Genomic DNA, 18,486 nt, shown 5'->3' on the forward strand with positions numbered 1-18,486 from the left:
GCCGTACGCCGTCTGGCCGCGCGCGGCGGTGGTCCACCCACATTCGGGCGAGTCCACAGGTGGCTCCGGCACCGCCGCCTCGGCGTCCCGCGCGCGACACGCCAGCGAGCGGTGGCCCAGCCACAATCCGGCTGACCGGAAGGTGGGTGTACCACCGCTCGGTGGTGCGTGACGAAGGGGTCAGCCGGCGAGCGACGTGCCGGCGGAGCGGAGGTTCTGGCAGGCCTCGACGATGCGCGCGGCCATGCCCTCCTCGGCAGCCTTGCCCCAGGCGCGGGGGTCGTAGAGCTTCTTGTTGCCGACCTCGCCGTCGACCTTGAGGACGCCCTCGTAGTTCGCGAGCATGTGGCCGGCGACCGGGCGGGTGAAGGCGTACTGGGTGTCGGTGTCGACGTTCATCTTCACCACGCCGAAGTCGACGGCGTCGCTGATCTCCTGGGCGGTGGAGCCGGAGCCGCCGTGGAAGACGAGGTCGAAGGGGCGCGCGTCGTCGCCGAGGCCGAGCTCGGAGGCGGCGGCCTCCTGGGCGGCCTTGAGGATCTCGGGGCGCAGCTTGACGTTGCCCGGCTTGTAGACGCCGTGCACGTTGCCGAAGGTCAGCGCGGTCAGGTAGCGGCCGCGGTCGCCGGCCCCGAGCGCCTTGATGGTCGCGATCGCGTCCTCGGGGGTCGTGTAGAGCTGGTCGTTGATCTCGTTGTCGACACCGTCCTCCTCGCCGCCGACGACTCCGACCTCGATCTCGAGGACCATCTGCGCCGCGGCGCACTTGGCGAGCAGTTCCTCGGCGATCCGGAGGTTCTCGTCGAGCGGCACCGACGAGCCGTCCCACATGTGCGACTGGAAGAGGGGGGCCTCGCCGCGAGCGACGCGCTCGGCGGAGATGTCCAGCAGCGGCCGGACGAAGCCGTCGAGCTTGCCCTCGGGGCAGTGGTCGGTGTGCAGCGCGATGTTGATGGGATAGTTCTTGGCGACCTCGGCGGCGTACGCCGCGAACGCGACGGAGCCGGTGACCATGTCCTTGATGCTCGGGCCGGAGAGGTACTCAGCGCCTCCGGTGGACACCTGGATGATCCCGTCGGAGCCGGCGTCGGCGAACCCCTTGAGCGCGGCGTTGAGGGTCTGGGAGGACGACACGTTGATGGCCGGGTAGGCGAAGCTCTTCGACTTCGCGGCGTCCAGCATCTGCGCGTAGACCTCGGGGGTGGCGATGGGCATCGGGGTTCTCCTCGGAAGCGGTCGTTCAGGCGCTGCCAACCCTAGTGGCTACCCGCGGGTCGCTTCAGCGGTCCGATTTCGTCTCAACCCGTGACAACCGATGGGGCCGGTGCTCCGTGTCCAGCGGTGCAAGACTTCGCACTGGGGGAAGGACCGGGATGAGCACCGACATCGACTGGCAGCACGAGCTCGACACCTCGTTCGGCGCCGGGGAGGACGTGCCCACCGGGCACTACGTCGCCGCGGGACGCACGGCCGTACGCCGCCGCCGCGCCACGTCCGTCGCGCTCGTCGCGGCCATGACGATCGGCATCGGAGCCGCGTGGGCGAGCGGTGCCGGCACCGCGCCCCGCAGCGATGACCCCGTGGCGACCCAGCCGTCGGCCCCCACCACCGATGTGCAGCCGACGACGTCGGCGCGCGAGGCCCGCAAGGCACGGCTGGAGCGGATGCGCGACGCCGCGCGTGAGCAGCTGACCCGGATGAGCTTCCCGGGAGTGCTGACGTACGCCGGCCTGGTGCTGGCGCCGGGCGGCGGTCCGGTCCTCGAACGGGTGCCGAACCCGATGGGTTACACCGCAGACGAAGGCCGCTCCCTCGGCATCCGACTGATGGTGGACGGTCAGGAGCAGTACGCGCTCCTGACCGCATACCCGAATGACGGCTCGTCCTCGATGAACGTGCTCAGGACGGGCGACTTCGACGGCTGGTTGGCGCAGGCGGTGCGGAGCCAGAACACCCTGGACGTCGCCAACGGGGTGACGGCCTCGTCCGGCGACACGGGCGGCCAGCCCTGGTTGACGCTCGACGGCCAGGGCGGTCTCGCGTCCGCGCGATCCGGCGTCGTGATCGTCGAGGTGCGCGCCGAGGTCGACCTCGGCGACAACTTCTCCGCGGGCGCCACCCGCGCGGGCGTCGTACGCCTCCTGGTCGACGGCCGCTCCGAGTTCGCGGCCTACCGGGTCATCGACGGCACGCTCGACGTCATCCCGGGCGGCGGCAGCTTCGACTCGATCAGCGCCTTCATCACGTCGGCCCGTGAGCAGTACGCCTCCGGGGCGGGCCTGCGATGAGCCGACCCGACCGCGACGCGGCCTTCAGCGAGTTCGTCGCCGCCCGGCAGGGACACCTGCGCCGGGTGGCGTACGCGTTGTGCGGCGACTGGCACCGCGCCGAGGACCTCCTGCAGACGTCGCTGACCAAGCTCTACGTCGCCTGGCCGCGGATCCGGCACGAGGGCGGCGAGGAGGCCTACTGCCGCCAGATCATGGTGCGGGCCAACATCGACGAGTCCCGCAGGCCGTGGCGTCGCGAGCGACCCAGCGACCGGTTGCCGGAGCTCCAAGCCGAGGGGGCGACCCCAGTCGAGGAACGGTCCGCCCTCTTCGACGCCCTGCAGGACCTCCCCGAACAGCAGCGCAAGGTCGTCGTCCTGCGGCACTGGCTGGGGCTGTCGGTCCGCGAGGCCGCCGTCGAGCTCGGCATCAGCGAGGGCACCGTGAAGAGCCACAGCAGCCGTGGGCTGGCCGCCCTGGAGGCCGTGCTGTCCCCGCAGCGCCACGCCTGACGCGCTCGCCCGCGTCCAAGGTCGGGGGAGGGTGACTGCACCCTCACGGGTATGGCACCGGCGCCCTGATCGGCCTACGTTGTGCTCGACCACGGCTCCCGCAGCCGTGAGCGATGGGGCGGTCCGGGAGGCCGTGGGGACCTCCCGGCCCGCTCTCGTGCACGCAGTCGGGAGTGCTCAGCCGCGCCAGGCGTCCGCGCCGCCGAGGTCGGCGTACGCCCGGACCCAGCTGTGCATCGCGATCGCGGCCGCCGAGCTGGCGTTGATCGAGCGGGTCGAGCCGAACTGGGCGATCGAGAAGGTGCCGTCGCACACCTCGCGCGCGGACTCCGACAGGCCGGGACCCTCCTGGCCGAAGAGGAAGCAGACCCGACGGGGCAGCTCCATCGTCTCGAGGTGCAGCGAGCCCGGCAGGTTGTCGATGCCGAGGAGCCGGACGGGTCCGCCGGACTCTGGCGGGAGCCCGTGGAGGTACGCCGCCAGGCTCGCGGCGTCGGGGTGGTGGCGGACGTGCTGGTAGCGGTCGGTGACCATCGCGCCGCGCCGGTTCCAGCGACGGTTGCCGACGATGTGGACCTCCGCAGCCAGGAAAGCGTTGGCGGTGCGGACGATCGTGCCGATGTTGAAGTCGTGCTGCCAGTTCTCGATCGCCACGTGGAAGTCGTGGCGCCGGGTGTCGAGGTCCGCGACGATCGCCGCCATCGACCAGTAGCGGTAGCGGTCGACGACGTTGCGGCGGTCGCCCTCGCGCAGCAGGTCCGGGTCCCACCGCTCCCCCTCGGGCCAGTCGCCCTCCCACGGACCGACCCCCACCTCGGGCGGGCCGTGCGGCATCGGGTCGTACGGCGCCCGCTGGTCCTCGTGCATGCGGGAACAGTAGGCGTGCCGCCCGAGCCTCGGCCGTCGCGAGCGGCGGGGGACGCGTGCAGCGGCAAGGCGGAGGAGGGAGACGTGACGGAGTCACGGCGACTGACGACAACGAAGCCGGTGTGCGTGTCCCGCGTCGCGCAGCAGGCCATGGGCTCGGGCGACGCGCCTTGGGCCGCGCTGGCTAGGGTGACGCGCGTGAGCCTCCCCGACCTGTCCGGCCTCGTGACACCCCTCCTGCTGGGCATCGACTGGATGGACCCCAACTACCTCCTCGACCGCTTCGGGGCCGAGCTCTTCTGGATCAGCCTGCTGATCGTCTTCGTCGAGTGCGGGCTGTTCTTCCCGATCCTCCCCGGCGACACGCTCCTCTTCGCGCTGGGCCTCTTCATCGTGACCGGGCAGCTCGACCTCTTCGACGGCCCGCCGTTCGCGGAGCTGCTGGTCGTGATGGCGGCCCTGACCACGGCTGCGTTCGTCGGCAACGTCGTGGGCTACGAGATCGGCCGCAAGCTCGGGCCACCGCTCTACGAGCGCGACGGCCGGATCATCAAGCGGAAGTACTTCGACCAGACCACGGCCTTCTTCGACCGCCACGGCAACAAGGCCCTCGTGATCGGCCGCTTCGTCCCGTTCGTGCGGACCTACATCACCGTCGTGGCCGGCGTGACCCGCATGGACCGGGCGCGCTTCTTCCTCTGGAGCCTCGTCGGCGCCGTGCTGTGGGTCATCTCGATCTGCCTGCTCGGCTACTTCCTCGGCGACGCGTTCCCGACCCTCGGCGAGAGCATCGACAAGCTCGTCATCGTCATCGTGGCCTTCTCGCTGATCCCGATCGTCGTCGAGTGGGTGCGGCACCGGCGCACCGGTTCCCCGGGCGCCGAGATCGGTCCGCACGACGGCGGCCCGGACCGCGACATCACCGGCCGCGACCTCGACTGACGACTACCCGCGTACGGCGTCGAGCTGGGCGCGCGTGAGCACCGATCGGATCTCCAGGCCGACGTCGGCCAGCGGGTCCTCCCCCTCGGGCGAGCGGTCGATCGCGCACACGACGACCTCGACGACCGCGCCCAGCTCGCGCAGGGCGTTCGTCGCGTCGCGCACCGCGCCGCCCGTCGTGATCACGTCCTCGATGATGGTGACCCGGCGACCGGACACGTCCGGGCCCTCGGCGAGCTTGGCGGTGCCGTACTCCTTGGCCTTCTTGCGCACGAACAGCGCCGGCAGGCCCGTACGCGAGCTCACCATCGTCGCGATCGGGATCCCCCCGAGCTCGAGGCCGCCGAGCAGCTCGGTGCCCTCCGGCAGGAGACCGACCATCTGCGCGGCCACCCGGTCGAGCAGGGCCGGCTGCGCCTCGAAGAGGTACTTGTCGAAGTAGGTGTCGGCGACCTGTCCCGAGCGGAGCGTGAACTCGCCCGTCAGGCGGCAGATGGCGTCGATGTCGGCGGCGAGGGTGGCATCGGGAGTGGCGTCCGTGGTCATGCCGCGATCCTGTCAAACCCCGCGCCGGGAGGGTGGACCGGACCGGAGAGCGGCTCTCACCTCGCTATCTTCGACGACATGAGCGCCTCCCCGCTGTCACGCCGCCTGGCCCACCTCCCGCCGACCGTCTTCAGCGAGATGTCGGCCCTCGCGGTGCGCACCGGCGCGCTCAACCTGGGGCAGGGCTTCCCCGACGTGGACGGCCCGGCGTCCGTCGTCGCGGCGGCCGAGGCGGCGCTCGAGGGAGGCGCCAACCAGTACGCCCCCGGCATCGGTGTCCCCGCCCTGCGGGCCGCGATCGCGCGCCACCAGCACCGCCACTACGGCCTCGAGGTCGACCCCGACCGCGAGGTCGTCGTCACCACCGGCTGCACCGAGGCCGTCGCCGCGGCCCTCCTCGGCCTGGTCGACCCGGGTGACGAGGTGGTCGTGCTCGAGCCCTACTACGACTCGTACGTCGCGATGCTCGACGTGTGTGGTGCAGTCCGTCGGCCCGTCACGCTGCGGGCGCCGGCCGGCTCGACATCACCACCGCGTCCGGACCCCGACGAGCTGCGCGCCGCGGTCACCGACCGGACCAAGGTCATCCTGCTCAACACCCCGCACAACCCGACCGGCACCGTGCTCACGCGCGAGGAGCTGCAGGTGGTCGCGGACCTGGCGATCGAGCACGACGTCATCGTGGTGACCGACGAGGTGTACGAGCACCTCGTGTTCGACGACGCCCGGTCGAGCGAGGGGCACGTCCCGATCGCCACCCTCCCCGGCATGTGGGAGCGCACGCTCACGCTCTCGAGCGCCGGCAAGTCCTACTCCTTCACGGGCTGGAAGGTCGGCTGGGCGACCGGTCCCGCTTCCCTCGTGCAGACCGTGCTCGCCGCCAAGCAGTGGCTCACCTTCACCTCCGGCTCACCGCTGCAGCCGGCGGTCGCCCACGCCCTCGACCACGAGCCCGACTGGCCGCGGGCACTGGCCCGCGACCTCCAGGCCCGCCGCGACCTGCTGTGCGACGGGCTGGCTGCCGCCGGGCTCGCGCCGCGCGTGCCGGAGGGCACCTACTTCGCGACCACGGACGTCTCGCACCTCGGCTGGGCCGACGGTCGCGAGCTGTGCCTCGCACTCCCCGAGCGCGCCGGTGTCGTCGCGATCCCGACGCAGGGCTTCTACGACGACGTCGAGGCCGGTCGGCAGCTGGTGCGCTGGGCCTTCTGCAAGCAGCCCGACGTCATCGCGGAGGGCGTACGCCGACTCGCCGCGGCCGACCTCGTCCGCTGACGGGTCAGCGACCCGGGTAGTCCCGCGGCGGGTGGTCGCCGTCGCTCTGCGGAGGCTGGCCGTAGGGGTTCTCGCTCGGCGGCGGGTACTGCGGACCGGAGTCCTGGCCCTGCTCGCTACCCGAGGGGTTGCCGTACGGTTTGCCGTAGGGCGACGGGGGCTGGTTGCCCGAGGTGTCCGTGGGCAGCGTGCCGTAGGTCCCGGTGGGCGGGGCGCCGTACTGGCCACCCGGCGGGTTGCCGTAGGGATCGCCGTACCCGCCGGCGGGCTGGGCCTGCAGTCGCTTGAACCAGTCGCCGGCACCGCCGGTGAAGAGGAGCACGATCACCGCGATCGCGGCGATGAGCAGCACGAGGGAGATGCCGCTGGTGATGCTCAGCAGCGAGATCACGGCCGTCACGGCCGAGGAGATCACGAGCAGGATCCGCGCGACGTTGGACCGGCGCATCACGAGGACGGCGAGGACGATCGCGATGATCGCCCACACGACGAGGCCGATCATGACGGCGACCAGGACGCCGACGGCGGCGTCGGCGTCGATGCCGGCGTCGCGGAACTCCGGGACCCTCTCCATCTCGGTGATCACCTGGTCGCGCGCCACGATGAGCGCGAGCCCGGTGAAGCCGAAGATCATCGCGACGATCGCCGAGAAGACGATCGTGATCCAGCTGGCGGCCGTCACCGTGCCGGGACGTCGGTCGCTCGTCGGCTGCTGGCCGTACGCGGCGGGCTGGCCGCCGTAGGGCTGCTGGCCGTACGGGCTGGGCTGGCCTCCTTGGCCATAGGGCTGGCCGGTGGGCGGCTGGCCGTAGGGGTCGGGCTGGCCGCTCGGCTGGCCGTACGGCGTGTGCGTCGGGCCAGGATCCTCATTGCTCATGGCGACATCTCATCACGTCGGACCATGCCGGCGGGAGACCGTCAGTGCGGCTCGAGGGAGAACCACCGGCGGACCTCGACCCGACGCAGGCACACGACCGTCGCCACAGCGGCCATCGCCGGCAGGATCACGAACGGGGCGTCGAGCACGAAGAACAGGCAGCCGCCGGCGCTGAAGGCCGCGACGATCATCAGGCCGCGCCGCGCCCAGTCGCGTCGCGCCATCGCGAAACCGGCGAGCACCAGTGCGACGACGCACCACACGACGAACGCGCTGGCGAAGGCGATCACGGTGTCGCGGACCTGGTCGAAGGTCAGGCCGTCGTCGAACATGTTGGGCTGCTGCTCGAGCACGCTGCGCAGGAACTCCGGCGACAGGCCGGCGATGGCGATCCAGAGCAGCGACAGGGTGAGCAGGCCACCGGCCATCACGACGGTGATGACGAATGCCGCGACCATGGCGGCGGGCCGGGCGTGCAGCTGGTGGTGCTGCCAGGGGCTCGCGGCCCCCGGCGAGCCCGGCAGGCCGCGCCCGGCGGCCCGCTCGTGCAGCGCCGCACCCGGCGGCGTACGCGGTGACAGGGCGGTGCCCTTCTTCTTCTCGACCTCCGCGGGGGGCGTGGGCGGGGTCCACCGTCCGGTCGCAAACCACTCGCGGCCCGGGGCGAGCCACAGCATCGCGGTGCCGGCGGCGACGAACGACCCGGCCAGCCCGCCGATCGACAGCCCGCTCACGAACACGGGGACGGCAAAGATGCTGAGTCCGAGCCTGGCCGACCGGTCGGGCTTGCGGACGTACCAGCCGAGGATCGCCGTCGCGCAGGCCCCGGCCGCAGCCACGAGCGCCCCGATGCGCAGGAGCTGCGTGGCGCCCTCGAGGTCGAGGCCCAGTGAGGAGAACGGGGACTCGGCCAGGACGTCGCGGATGGATTGCTGGGTCTCGAGCGAGCCGAGCGTGCTGACCCGCTCGAAGGCGGTGAGCAGCACGATCACCGACGCGAACATGATGATGCTCGACGCCAGGGTGACCTGGGGCGGACGCTGCTCGGTGGGCTGGCTCACGCGCCCATTGTCCCCAGTGGTCCCCAACCCGGCCGCATCGCGTCGGGCCGGGGTCCTCTCAGGGTCGTTCTCGGGGCTCGACCGGGCCCTCTCCCCGATGTGCGCGACCGCCCACCCCGCGAGGGTTGACCCATGATCAGCGTCGAGTCCCTCACCAAGCAGTACGGCCGCTTCACGGCCGTCGACCACGTGTCGTTCACGGCCGCGACGGGCCGGGTCACCGGCTTCCTCGGCCCCAACGGCGCCGGGAAGTCCACCACCATGCGCGTCATGGTCGGCCTCACCCGCCCCACCACCGGCCGGGTCACCATCACCGGCCGCGACTACCGCGAGCTCGTCAACCCCGGCCTCGAGGTCGGCGTCCTCCTGGACGCGTCCGCGCAGCACGCCGGGCGTACGGGTCGCGAGATCCTCACCATCGCCCAGCAGACGATGGGCCTGCCGAAGACGCAGGTGGCCGAGACCCTTGCCCGCGTCGGCCTGACCGAGGACGAGGCGGGCCGCCGGGTCCGCGACTACTCCCTCGGCATGCGCCAGCGCCTCGGCATCGCCACCGCCCTCATCGGCGACCCCGAGGTGCTCATCCTCGACGAACCGGCCAACGGGCTCGACCCGGCCGGCATCCGCTGGATGCGCGACCTGCTCCGCGGCTTCGCGAACGACGGCGGCACCGTGCTGCTGTCCTCGCACCTGCTCCACGAGATCGAGGTCATCGCCGATGACCTCATCGTGATCGGCCAGGGCCGCATCGTGGCCCAGGGCAGCAAGTCCGAGCTGCTGGCCTCGGCCGGCACGCTCGTCCGCGCCACCGACGTCGACACCCTCGCCCGTGCCCTGCACGAGGCGGCCGTCGTCACCACCCCCATCGACGGCGGCCTGCGCGTCGACGCCGACCCCGAGCTCGTGGGCGCGACCGCCCACCGTGCAGGCGTCGTCCTGCGCGAGCTCCGCCCCGCCGACGGCGCGGGCCTCGAGGAGATGTTCCTCGAGCTCACCGCCGACACCGCCCGTGAAGGAGCAGCAGCATGAGCACCGCCACCGCAGTCCCCGTCTCGTCGTCCGACGCCGTCGCGCGACCCGCACGGACCATCGCCCCCATCCCGACGAGCCGTCTCGTCACGGTCGAGCTCCGCAAGATGTTCGACACCCGCGCCGGCTTCTGGCTGATGGCGAGCGTCGGCATCATCTCCGTGCTCGCCACGGCCGCCGTGATCATCTGGGCACCCGACGAGGCCATCACGCAGAACAACTTCTCCGTCGCGATCGGCATGCCGCTGTCGGTGGTGCTGCCGATCATCGCGATCCTGTCGGTCACCGGTGAGTACAGCCAGCGCACCGGCCTGACGACGTACACGCTCGTGCCCTGGCGTGGTCGTGTCCTGTCGGCCAAGCTCGTCGCCACCCTGCTCGTCGGTGTGGTCGCGATGTTCGTCGCCCTCGCCGTCGGCGCCCTGGGCAACCTCCTCGGCTCGGCCCTCACCGGTCTGGACGCGGTCTGGGACGTCAGCCTCGCGGAGTTCGGCACCATCGTCCTGGCCAACGTGCTCGGCATGCTGATGGGCTTCATGCTCGGCGTGCTGTTCCGCAGCTCGGCAGCGGCGATCGTGGGCTACTTCGTCTACTCCTTCGTGCTGCCGGTGGCCTTGGGCGCTCTCGCCGCCTTCCAGGAGTGGTTCCGCGACCTGCAGCCGTGGGTCGATGTGCAGTTCGCCATCACCCGCCTGTACGACGTCACGATGACCGCGGAGTACTGGCAGCAGCTCGGCGTCACGACGCTCGTCTGGCTCTGGATCCCGCTGGCCCTCGGGCTGCGTGCGGTCCTGCGTGCCGAGGTCAAGTAATCCCTGCTTGCCTCGTGCGAGTCAGCGGCTGCCGGTCGGGGGACCGGTGGCCGCTGACGTCTGCGTCCGCTCTCTGACAGGCTGGCGGCATGCACCCCGACGCCTGGCTCGTCGTCATCGACCCGCAGCGGATCTTCGCCTCCCCTGACAGCCAGTGGGGCTCCCCGATGTTCCCGGGCATCGTCGATCCCGTACGCCGTCTCGCGACCGCAGCCGGTCGACGCACGGTCGTCACCCGCTGGGTGCCTGCCGCCGATCCGCAGGGCAGCTGGGCGGCGTACCTCGAGGCCTGGCCCTTCGCCGACGTGCGTGAGGACGGCCCCCTGCTCGAGGTGGTGCCCGAGCTCGCCGACCTCGGCAGCGCGGTGGTGTCGCTGCCGACCTTCGGCAAGTGGGGCTACGCCCTGCAGGCGGTCACCGGTCCGCTGCCGCACCTGGTGCTGGCCGGCGTCTCGACCGACTGCTGCGTGGTCTCGACCGCGCTGGCCGCCGCCGATGCTGGCGCGACCATCACCGTCGTCACCGACGCCTGCGCCGGGTCGACGCCGGAGAACCACCAGACGGCCCTGGACGTGATGGCGCTCTACCCGCCGCAGATCACCCTGGCCACGACCGCTGAGGTCCTGGAGTCGTGAGCCGCGTCATCCACACCGGCCAGGCGCTGGTCGACGTCGTCGTCGAGGTGCCCGACCTCCCGGCGCGCGGTCAGAACGTGATGGCGACGTCGGCCACGGACTACGCCGGCGGTGCCGTGACGGTGCTCGTCTCCGCGGCCCGCTTCGGCGCCGACTGCGTGCACGCCGGTGCGCTCGGGACCGGTCCGCACGGCGACCTGATCCGCACCGCGTTGCAGGCGGAGGGGATCGTCGCGTCCGCCGACCCGGTCCCCGACCGCGACACCGGCATCTGCGTGGTGATGGTCGAGCCGAGCGCCGAGCGTACGTTCGTCACGACCCTCGGCGCCGAGCGGCAGATCTCCGTCGACTCACTGGCCACCTCGGACCCGCGGGCCGGCGACCTGGTCTGCGTCACCGGCTTCTCGCTCGCGCTCGACAGCACGCGCGAGCCGCTACTGGCCTGGCTGCCGGCGCTCGACCCCGACGTGGTCGTCGTACTCGACCCGGGTGCGGCGTTCGCCGGTCTCGACGAGGACGTCCGCGCGGCCATGCTCGAGGTCACCGACGTCTGGTCGAGCAACGCCGAGGAGGCCGAGGAGCTCCTGCGCGCCGTCGGCTCCGAGCCGCCGACCGACCTCGCCGACCTGACCACCGCGATCGCTCCCCTGCTGCGAGGCGACGCGGTCGCCATCGTGCGCGACGGGCCGGAGGGCTGCGCCGTGCACGTCGGCCGCGAGACGACGTACGTCGCCGGCTTCCCGCAGACCCCGCTCGACACGAACGGCGCGGGCGACACCCACACCGGCGCGCTGCTCGCGGAGGTCGCGGCCGGCACGCCGTGGGTCGAGGGCTGCCGTCGCGCCAACGCCGCCGCCGCGATCAAGGTGACCCGCCGCGGACCCGAATCGGCCCCGACTGCCGCCGAGGTGGACGCCTTCCTCGCCTCGCCGGACCGGTCCACCCGTGAACCCTGACGTCCTCCTGGTCGGCGCCGGCGACCTCGGCGCGGCCGTCGGCCTGCGGCTGGCATCGCTCGGGCACGACGTGCTGGCGCTGCGGCGCAACGCCTCGCTGGTGCCCGCACCGCTGACCGGCAAGTCCGTCGACCTGACGCAGGTGGCACCGGACCTGGCCGGCGTACGTCCTCGCTTCGTCGTGGTCGCGCTGACGGCTCGGCCGCGGACCGAGGAGGCCTACCGGGCGACGTACGTCGACGGGATGGCGCGGGCGCTCGACGCCCTGGAGGTCGCGCCCGAACGGGCCGTGCTGGTCTCGTCGACGGCCCTGATGCCCAGCAGCGAGCAGCCGCCGCTCGACGACGAGTCGACCTCGGCGGCGCCCAGCGACGGACCGGGCCGGATGCTGCTCGCCGCCGAGGCGGCGTTCCACGAGCGGATCCCGCACGGCACGGTGCTCCGCCTCTCGGGCCTGTACGGCGGCAGCAGCACGCGGCTGCTCGACCAGGTCCGCGACGCGAAGATCACCGACCCCCACCGCTGGACCAACCGCATCCACCGCGAGGACGCAGCCGCAGCGGTCGTACACCTGCTGACGATGTCATCAGAGCCCGAAGCCCTCTACCTCGGCACCGACGACGCCCCCGCGCAGTTGGGCGACGTGGCGGCGTACCTCGCCGAACGCCTCGGCGCGCCCGCTCCCCCGCCCGCCGACCCCGAGCAGGGGCACGGCAAGCGGCTGTCCAACACGAGGCTCCGCGCGACCGGCTGGGAGCCGACGTACGCCGACTATCGCGAGGGCTACGTAAGCGTGGGGCAGGCCTGACGGCGACCGGGTGGGCGAAGTCTGACGCTGATGGGCCGTTGCAACGGCCCACCCGCGACGGAGTCACCGCTTGAGCGGGGACTCATACGGCAGGGATCAGCCCGAGGCCATCAGCCGCTCGAGCGCGGCAACCCCGGGAGCCGTCGCCGCGGCGAGCCGCTCACGGACGGATTCGAGGACGGGCGAGCCGGGGTGGTCGGGAGGGATCCGGGACGGGTTGACGGCGACTCCGTTGGCCCAGGCGGCGATGTCGGGCTCGGCGCCGAAGGCCATCGCGGCGCGGGTGCCTCGGACGTTCATCTCCGCCCACTGGGCGAGCGAGTTGCCGAAGCGCGACGGCGGGCAGAGCCGGTTCTTCTCGTCGTCGTCGCGACGGGTCGCCTCGACGTAGCCGGTGAGGGCTGCCGAGAAGCAGGGGAAGCCCGCGCGCACCGGCTGGATGGTGATGTCCTCGGGGCGCCAGATCGGCACGAGCGGCGGGTTCTTGAGCCCGTCAGCTGCGCAGTGCACGACCACCGCGTCGTCGGCGACCTGCACCGACGTGCCGTCCGTGAACTCGAGGCGACCGCGCGACACCGACCGCAGGTGCCCGTGGCGCTGCACGTCCTCGATGGTGCGCAGCAGCTCGAGCTCCCACGTGCCGAGGGTGGGCGACTTGGCCATCGTCGGCGTGACCGACCGGTCGATCCGCATCATCACCCCGGCCTCCTCCAGCCGGAGGAACACCTCGTCCAGCGACTCGGAGGCCACCGCCGCCTCGAACATCGTCGCGGGCACGCCGAGGTAGACCTCGGGGTCGGGCTGGATCAGCGCGCGGTTGAGCATCCACGGCTCGCGCGGTCGCACCCAGCAGATCGCGCCGGGGTCGACGCCCTGACCGAGCAGCCACACGCACGCATCGGTCGCGGTCTTGCCGGAGCCGACGATGACGTACTGGCTGGGCGCCTCCTCCATCCGTACGACGTCGTTGACCGTCACCACCCGCGCGTCGTCGGCGACCGCAAAGGGCGGTGACGACTCGGCCGGGATGCTCGGCGCGAGGTAGTGGGCGTTGACGATGCGGCATCCCTCGGGCACTTCCCAGCGCTGCCCGGAGATGCGTGAGACGACCGTACGGTCGCCGACGTAGTCGCTGCCGGTGAGCACCTCCACGCGGCCCGTGTGCCGCATCCGATCGAGCACCCGGGCGTAGTAGTCGACGATCTCCGGCTGCGAGGCCCGCACGTGCAGGCCCGCCTCGGGGCCGCTCTCCTGCGTCCGCCCGCCGGCCAGCACCGTCGAGGCGACGCCGTAGAACGTCGAGGACTGGTGGAGCCGGACGAAGGGGTAGTCCTCGATCCAGTGGCCGCCGGCAGCGTGCCGTCGGTCGACGATCGCGACCCGCACGTCGGCGTGGTCGATGAGGGCGTCGACGAAGCCCATCCCCATCGCGCCAGCACCCACCACGAGGTAGTCCACGTCCAGCTTGCGAGTCATGCGCACACCGTGGCACCCCGGTGGGCCGCCCGTCCACGCACGACGACGCAAAGGATCAGGAGAGGACGGCGTCGACCGTCTTCTTGAGAGCGCTCGGCTGCGAGGGCTTCTTCGGCGCCTTCTTCTTCGCGGCCACCATCTCCTCGCCGATCTGCTGCAGCTGCTTGCGACCCAGGCCCTCCCGCACCTTCGGGAACCAGTCCTGCTCCTCCTCGTCCATGTGGTGCTGGACGTTCTCGATGAGCACGGTCGTCTTGGCGTCGAAGCGCTCGTCGGTGGGCTTCATGGCCGCGAGCTCCATCACGAGGACGTCGGCGACGTGGTGCTCCTCGTACGACTCGAGCACGTCGTCCTCGAGCTCCGGCATCAGCGCGCGGACCCGCGGGTACATCACCTCGTTCTCGATGTACGTGTGCTGGGTCAGCAGCTCGATCATCGTGTCGACCAGCGTGCCCTTGCGGACGTACGCCTCGTCGCCTGCGGCCTGGAAGTCGCGGAAGACCTTGCGGATCTGCTTGTGGTCGTCCTTGAGCATGACGATGGCGTCAGTGGAAATGGAGTGCCTCCTGATAGGGGTGGAGCGTGTCCCTGCTCCGTACCCCGATGCATACGGCGGCAACGGTGGCGCGCCGGCCCGCGAGCACGCACACTGGGGCATGGCCGTGATGACGACTGAGCGACCCGCTCCCCCAGCAGCGCCGCGCCGGCGCCCGTGGCTTCCTCTGGTGCTCGCCGTCCTCTGCCTGGTGCCGTACGCCGGGCTGGTGCTGCCCTACTACGCCAACGGCCTCGAGGACCGGCCGCCGGGCGAGACGCTCTATGCGTACGAGCTCTCCGGGCTGTGGCCCTACGACACCGCCCTGGGCGGGTTGCTCGCGTTCGTCGCGCTCATCGGAGTTCCGCTCGCGCCGTTCGTCGCCACCGTGGTCGCGATGTGGTCGGGGCTCTGCATCTGGGACGCCCGGAGCACCATGCAGCGGAGCGCGATCGCCCTGTACGCCGCCGCCGCCGTGGTCGCCGTCGCGTCGATCGCCTGGCTCGCGACGCCGCTCGCCAACGACCTCCTCGTCTGGTTCTTCGACTAGACACGCGAGCGCGACACGCACCGGTCAGAATCGGGACGTGCTGATCCACCGCGCCCACTTCACCGATCCACGGCTCGCCGCCTTCCTCCAGGCGCACCTCGACGACATGGAGCCGACCGCGCCGCCCGCGAGCCGGCACGCCCTTGACCTCGACGACCTGCAGCGCGACGGAGTACGCCTCTGGGTCGCGACCGCGGCCGACCGGCTCGTCGGCACCGCCGCGCTGGCCGCCCTCGGCGAGCGGCACGAGGAGCTCAAGAGCATGCGTACGGACCCGCAGGTGCGCGGCCAGGGCGTCGCGTCCCGCCTGCTGGCGCACGCGCTCGACGACGCCCGGTCCCGTGGGGTCGAGCGGATCTCGCTCGAGACCGGGAGCATGGAGTTCTTCGCGCCGGCGCGGAGCTTCTACGCCCGGGCGGGCTTCACGTCGTGCCCGCCCTTCGGGTCGTACGTCGTCGACCCGAACAGCACGTTCATGACGATGGCGGTCCCGCCGGGCTGACGTCGTCGGGATCGTGCGCGGGCAGGGTCACCGCGACCGTGGTGCCGCGACCGAGCTCCGAGGACACCTCGACGTGGCCCGAGTGGCGACGCACGATGCGGTCGACGATCGCGAGGCCGAGGCCCGTGCCGGGGCGGGCGAGGGCGTCGGGATTGGTCGAGCGGAAGAACTCCCGGAACAGGTGGCCCTGGTCGCGCTCGGAGATGCCGATGCCCGGGTCGATGAAGGAGACCCGCACGTCGCCGTCCATTCGCTCGAGCCGGACGTCGATGACGGCCCCCTCCGGGGAGTACTTGATGGCGTTGCCCGCCAGGTTGGCCAGCATCCGGTGGAGCTCGTCGGCGCTCCCGGCGACCAGGACGGGCTCGTCGGGCGTGACGATCGTGCAGTCCTGCGACTTCGCCGCGGCGGCGTGGTGGCACTCCTCGGCGACCTCCAGCAGCACGCGGCGCAGGTCCACGGGGTCGGGCACGAATTCGCGCTCGGGGTCGGCCACCTGCGCCATCGTGAGCAGGTCCTCAATCACCGCGCGCATCCGGTCGGCCCCGCGTTCGGCCGCGGCCACCGACCGACGGTCCTCCAGACCGAGCGCACCGACGTCGAGCAGCTCGAGGTTGGCGGTCATCGAGAACAGCGGCGTACGCAGCTCGTGGCCGAGGGTGTTGACCATCTCCATGCGATAGGTGTCGAGCTTGCGGAGGCGGTCGGCGACGGCTCGCTCGCGGTCGAGCTGGCGCGCGTTGGCGACCGCGCGGCCGAGGTCGCGACCGATGTCGAGGGCGGCCTCGCGCTCCAGCGGCGTCCAGGCCGGGGTGTCACTGACCCGCGTGAGCACCAGGAAGCCCAAGCACTCGGGGCCGGCGCCCAGCGGGACGAAGAGCACCGACCCGATGCCGATCCGGTCGAGGAACGCCAGCAACGAGTCGGCACCCGCTGCCGGGAGGCCGGGGTGCTCGGAGTGCGCGTATGAGAAGTGCGCGACGTACTGGTCGTCCCAGTAGCGGTGGGCCAGTGCGATGACGACGTCGTCGATCTCGGAGAAGGGCGGCGCCTCGCCCCCGCCCAGGGCGTACGACGTCGTGGTGTTGACGCCGTCGCCGTGGAAGGCCGTGAGCCACATGCCGGCTGCGTCGAAGCACGAGGCGACGGCCGCGCGGCACGCCTCGAGCACCAGGTCCAGCGACGGCTCGCCGAGGGCACGGCGCACGATCTGTCTCGCCTCGTCGGCGATCCGCACGCGCTCCGTCAGGTCCTCGCGCTCCAGCGCGAGCAGGACCAGCGTGCGGGCAACGCCGGCGTACTGCGTGAGCACCTCGAGCTGCTGGGGTCCCGGCAGCCGCCCGTTGCGGGGGCTGTCGACGGAGAGCAGCCCGCGGAGCACGCCGTCGTCGTCGTGGAGCGGCGCGAAGAGCATGTCGAGCGGGTGCCAGGCGTCCGTCAGGTCGAGGGGGACGACGTCGGGGATGTGGCTGTAGGGCAGCACCTCGGCGCTGACGTGGTCGTGGTGGACGAACTTCCACGCACCCCAGTCGTCGGCCCGGTCCATCTCGGCCTGCATGGCCGACAGGGGAACCCGCGTGCCGGCGAAGCCGTCGGGGACACCGGCCGCGACGAGGATCAGGAAGTCGTGGCTCCGCCGCAGGGTGATGGCCGACTGCTCGAAGCCGGCGAGCGTGGCCACGCTCTCGACGAGCACCTGCAGGTGCTGGCGCGTCTGCTCGTCGGCCCAGGGCGCGACCTGCTGAGCCTGGTCCTGCGACTCGTCAGCTGCGTGCGACACGGCACCTCCTCCCGTAGACCCAGTGGCACCGATCCCACCTTCACAGAAGAGTGGTCGCCGCGGACACGGTTCGTGAGAACGCCGGGCGCGCGTCGCTGCGGAAACTGGTCAGTCCGTCGGGACGGGAGTCACCAGCGCGCCACGCTCGAGGAAGGCGTCGACGTTGTCGAGCACGACGCGGCCCATCGCCTCGCGGGTCTGCGTCGTCGCGCTGCCGACGTGCGGGAGCAGCACGACGTCGTCACGGGTCAGCAACGCCTCGGGCACGTGCGGCTCGTCGGCGAAGACGTCGAGCCCGGCCCCGGCGATGCGGCCCGCCTCCAGCGCCGCGACCAGCGCGTCCTCGTCCACGACCGAGCCGCGGGCGACGTTGACGAGGTAGCCGTCGGGTCCGAGCGCGTCGAGGACGGCGGCGTCCACCAGCTTCTCCGTGCCGGCGCCGCCGGGCGTCAGCACGACGAGCACGTCGCTGGCGCGGACGAGCTCGACGGGCGAGCCGTGGTGGGTCCAGGCCACGTCCTTGGGGCTGCGCGAGTGGTAGTGGACCTCGGCGCCGAAGGCCTCGAGCCGCTCGGCGGCGGCCGTCCCGATCCGGCCCAGGCCGAGCACGCCGACCACCGCTCCGCGTACGTCGCGGGTCAGCGGCAGCTTCTCGCCGCGGCCCCACGCGCCGCTGCGTACGAACCGGTCGGCGGCCGTGATGCCGCGCAGGACATCGACGACCAGGAACGCTGCGAGGTCGGCCACCGCGTCGGTCAGCACGTCGGGCGTGTTGGACACGACGATGCCGCGTCGTTGCGCCTCGGCGACGTCCACGTTGTCGTAGCCGACGCCGAAGTTGGCGATCGCCCGCAGGTCGGGCAGCGCGTCCATCTCGGCCGCGCCGACCGGGGCACCGCCGCCCACCACCGCCACCTCGACCCCCGCGGGGTCGGCGAGGTCCGCGAGCTCGGGGGCGGCGTAGCGGTCCACCAGCCACTCACGCACGAAGGGCATCAGCCCACCGAGCTGGACGACACGGACCGGGTGCTGGGCGTCGAGGGTCACCACGCC

20 protein-coding genes are annotated in these 18,486 nt (G+C 72.0%); 11 read left to right on the top strand and 9 right to left on the bottom strand.

Translation table 11 applies throughout. The features are described 5' to 3' along the window. Window positions 1-180 precede the first annotated feature (180 nt). Window positions 181-1,215, bottom strand: coding sequence for a class II fructose-bisphosphate aldolase (fbaA, locus tag EUA94_RS14320; protein ID WP_129427557.1), 1,035 nt, complete (start codon window positions 1,213-1,215; stop codon window positions 181-183). 158 nt (window positions 1,216-1,373) lie between these two features. On the opposite strand from fbaA, the gene EUA94_RS14325 reads away from it, so the two are divergent. Further along, window positions 1,374-2,288: a hypothetical protein gene (locus EUA94_RS14325; protein ID WP_129427558.1), complete on the top strand. Its 915-nt coding sequence runs from the start codon at window positions 1,374-1,376 to the stop codon at window positions 2,286-2,288. Then, window positions 2,285-2,782, top strand: coding sequence for a SigE family RNA polymerase sigma factor (locus EUA94_RS14330; protein WP_129427559.1), 498 nt, complete (start codon window positions 2,285-2,287; stop codon window positions 2,780-2,782). The genes EUA94_RS14325 and EUA94_RS14330 overlap by 4 nt, the downstream gene beginning before the upstream one ends. 177 nt (window positions 2,783-2,959) lie before the next feature. Here the strand turns inward: EUA94_RS14330 and EUA94_RS14335 are convergent, their stop codons facing one another. Then, on the bottom strand, window positions 2,960-3,649 hold the full coding sequence (locus EUA94_RS14335; RefSeq protein WP_242494879.1) for a TrmH family RNA methyltransferase: 690 nt from the start codon (window positions 3,647-3,649) through the stop codon (window positions 2,960-2,962). Between the two features lie 198 nt (window positions 3,650-3,847). Between EUA94_RS14335 and EUA94_RS14340 the strand changes: the two genes are divergently transcribed. Further along, the gene (locus tag EUA94_RS14340; RefSeq protein WP_242494880.1) at window positions 3,848-4,591 is read left to right on the top strand and encodes a DedA family protein; all 744 of its coding nucleotides are present in this window, start codon (window positions 3,848-3,850) and stop codon (window positions 4,589-4,591) included. 3 nt (window positions 4,592-4,594) lie between these two features. Here EUA94_RS14340 and pyrE read toward each other — a convergent pair whose 3' ends face one another. Then, complete coding sequence (gene pyrE / locus EUA94_RS14345; protein WP_129427560.1) at window positions 4,595-5,137, bottom strand: orotate phosphoribosyltransferase; 543 nt, start codon at window positions 5,135-5,137, stop codon at window positions 4,595-4,597. A 78-nt stretch (window positions 5,138-5,215) separates the two neighbouring features. Between pyrE and EUA94_RS14350 the strand changes: the two genes are divergently transcribed. Continuing rightward, a complete protein-coding gene (locus EUA94_RS14350; RefSeq protein WP_129427561.1) occupies window positions 5,216-6,412 on the top strand; it encodes a pyridoxal phosphate-dependent aminotransferase in 1,197 nt (398 codons plus the stop codon). 4 nt (window positions 6,413-6,416) lie between these two features. Here EUA94_RS14350 and EUA94_RS14355 read toward each other — a convergent pair whose 3' ends face one another. Continuing rightward, window positions 6,417-7,289 carry a DUF4064 domain-containing protein gene (locus tag EUA94_RS14355; protein WP_129427562.1) on the bottom strand — a complete coding sequence of 291 codons (873 nt, stop codon included), beginning with the start codon at window positions 7,287-7,289 and terminating at the stop codon, window positions 6,417-6,419. Between the two features lie 41 nt (window positions 7,290-7,330). Continuing rightward, complete coding sequence (locus EUA94_RS14360; RefSeq protein ID WP_129427563.1) at window positions 7,331-8,350, bottom strand: hypothetical protein; 1,020 nt, start codon at window positions 8,348-8,350, stop codon at window positions 7,331-7,333. A gap of 132 nt (window positions 8,351-8,482) precedes the next feature. Between EUA94_RS14360 and EUA94_RS14365 the strand changes: the two genes are divergently transcribed. The 5 genes from EUA94_RS14365 to EUA94_RS14385 all read left to right on the top strand — a co-directional run bounded on the left by EUA94_RS14365 (window position 8,483) and on the right by EUA94_RS14385 (window position 12,590). Then, entirely contained in the window at window positions 8,483-9,379 is an 897-nt protein-coding gene (locus tag EUA94_RS14365) for an ABC transporter ATP-binding protein (protein ID WP_129427564.1), read from the top strand. Continuing rightward, window positions 9,376-10,191, top strand: a complete 816-nt coding sequence (locus EUA94_RS14370; protein ID WP_129427565.1) for an ABC transporter permease — start codon at window positions 9,376-9,378, stop codon at window positions 10,189-10,191. Before EUA94_RS14365 ends, EUA94_RS14370 begins: the two co-directional genes overlap by 4 nt. Before the next feature lie 89 nt (window positions 10,192-10,280). Further along, the gene (locus EUA94_RS14375; RefSeq protein WP_129427566.1) at window positions 10,281-10,826 is read left to right on the top strand and encodes a cysteine hydrolase family protein; all 546 of its coding nucleotides are present in this window, start codon (window positions 10,281-10,283) and stop codon (window positions 10,824-10,826) included. Beyond that, window positions 10,823-11,782: a PfkB family carbohydrate kinase gene (locus tag EUA94_RS14380; protein ID WP_129427567.1), complete on the top strand. Its 960-nt coding sequence runs from the start codon at window positions 10,823-10,825 to the stop codon at window positions 11,780-11,782. Before EUA94_RS14375 ends, EUA94_RS14380 begins: the two co-directional genes overlap by 4 nt. Further along, window positions 11,772-12,590 carry an NAD-dependent epimerase/dehydratase family protein gene (locus EUA94_RS14385; protein WP_129427568.1) on the top strand — a complete coding sequence of 273 codons (819 nt, stop codon included), beginning with the start codon at window positions 11,772-11,774 and terminating at the stop codon, window positions 12,588-12,590. Before EUA94_RS14380 ends, EUA94_RS14385 begins: the two co-directional genes overlap by 11 nt. 96 nt (window positions 12,591-12,686) lie before the next feature. On the opposite strand, the gene EUA94_RS14390 is transcribed toward EUA94_RS14385, so the two are convergent. Both EUA94_RS14390 and EUA94_RS14395 read right to left on the bottom strand, forming a co-directional pair. Then, window positions 12,687-14,066, bottom strand: a complete 1,380-nt coding sequence (locus EUA94_RS14390; protein WP_129427569.1) for an NAD(P)/FAD-dependent oxidoreductase — start codon at window positions 14,064-14,066, stop codon at window positions 12,687-12,689. A 55-nt stretch (window positions 14,067-14,121) separates the two neighbouring features. Further along, a complete protein-coding gene (locus EUA94_RS14395) occupies window positions 14,122-14,601 on the bottom strand; it encodes a hemerythrin domain-containing protein (RefSeq protein WP_242494881.1) in 480 nt (159 codons plus the stop codon). Window positions 14,602-14,731: 130 nt separating this feature from the next. Between EUA94_RS14395 and EUA94_RS14400 the strand changes: the two genes are divergently transcribed. Then, window positions 14,732-15,151: a hypothetical protein gene (locus tag EUA94_RS14400; protein WP_129427570.1), complete on the top strand. Its 420-nt coding sequence runs from the start codon at window positions 14,732-14,734 to the stop codon at window positions 15,149-15,151. A 37-nt stretch (window positions 15,152-15,188) separates the two neighbouring features. Continuing rightward, window positions 15,189-15,653 (top strand): GNAT family N-acetyltransferase, encoded by a 465-nt coding sequence (locus EUA94_RS14405; RefSeq protein WP_207210561.1) that lies wholly within the window; start codon window positions 15,189-15,191, stop codon window positions 15,651-15,653. Here the strand turns inward: EUA94_RS14405 and EUA94_RS14410 are convergent. Both EUA94_RS14410 and EUA94_RS14415 read right to left on the bottom strand, forming a co-directional pair. Beyond that, entirely contained in the window at window positions 15,625-17,433 is a 1,809-nt protein-coding gene (locus EUA94_RS14410) for a sensor histidine kinase (protein WP_129427571.1), read from the bottom strand. The genes EUA94_RS14405 and EUA94_RS14410 overlap by 29 nt on opposite strands. Before the next feature lie 108 nt (window positions 17,434-17,541). After that, window positions 17,542-18,480 carry a 2-hydroxyacid dehydrogenase gene (locus tag EUA94_RS14415; RefSeq protein ID WP_242494882.1) on the bottom strand — a complete coding sequence of 313 codons (939 nt, stop codon included), beginning with the start codon at window positions 18,478-18,480 and terminating at the stop codon, window positions 17,542-17,544. Between the last annotated feature and the right edge of the window lie 6 nt (window positions 18,481-18,486).

The organism is Nocardioides zhouii (assembly GCF_004137345.1).
Lineage (GTDB): Bacteria > Actinomycetota > Actinomycetes > Propionibacteriales > Nocardioidaceae > Nocardioides > Nocardioides zhouii.

Bases quoted from the DNA above. Each gene is read 5' to 3' on its own strand.
- EUA94_RS14355 (WP_129427562.1), bottom strand. From the start codon at position 7,289: ATGAGCAATGAGGATCCTGGCCCGACGCACACGCCGTACGGCCAGCCG.
- EUA94_RS14330 (WP_129427559.1), top strand. From the start codon at position 2,285: ATGAGCCGACCCGACCGCGACGCGGCCTTCAGCGAGTTCGTCGCCGCC.
- EUA94_RS14390 (WP_129427569.1), bottom strand. From the start codon at position 14,066: ATGACTCGCAAGCTGGACGTGGACTACCTCGTGGTGGGTGCTGGCGCG.
- EUA94_RS14370 (WP_129427565.1), top strand. From the start codon at position 9,376: ATGAGCACCGCCACCGCAGTCCCCGTCTCGTCGTCCGACGCCGTCGCG.
- EUA94_RS14375 (WP_129427566.1), top strand. From the start codon at position 10,281: ATGCACCCCGACGCCTGGCTCGTCGTCATCGACCCGCAGCGGATCTTC.
- fbaA (WP_129427557.1), bottom strand. From the start codon at position 1,215: ATGCCCATCGCCACCCCCGAGGTCTACGCGCAGATGCTGGACGCCGCG.
- EUA94_RS14365 (WP_129427564.1), top strand. From the start codon at position 8,483: ATGATCAGCGTCGAGTCCCTCACCAAGCAGTACGGCCGCTTCACGGCC.
- EUA94_RS14335 (WP_242494879.1), bottom strand. From the start codon at position 3,649: ATGCACGAGGACCAGCGGGCGCCGTACGACCCGATGCCGCACGGCCCG.
- EUA94_RS14395 (WP_242494881.1), bottom strand. From the start codon at position 14,601: ATGCTCAAGGACGACCACAAGCAGATCCGCAAGGTCTTCCGCGACTTC.
- pyrE (WP_129427560.1), bottom strand. From the start codon at position 5,137: ATGACCACGGACGCCACTCCCGATGCCACCCTCGCCGCCGACATCGAC.
- EUA94_RS14350 (WP_129427561.1), top strand. From the start codon at position 5,216: ATGAGCGCCTCCCCGCTGTCACGCCGCCTGGCCCACCTCCCGCCGACC.
- EUA94_RS14325 (WP_129427558.1), top strand. From the start codon at position 1,374: ATGAGCACCGACATCGACTGGCAGCACGAGCTCGACACCTCGTTCGGC.
- EUA94_RS14400 (WP_129427570.1), top strand. From the start codon at position 14,732: ATGACGACTGAGCGACCCGCTCCCCCAGCAGCGCCGCGCCGGCGCCCG.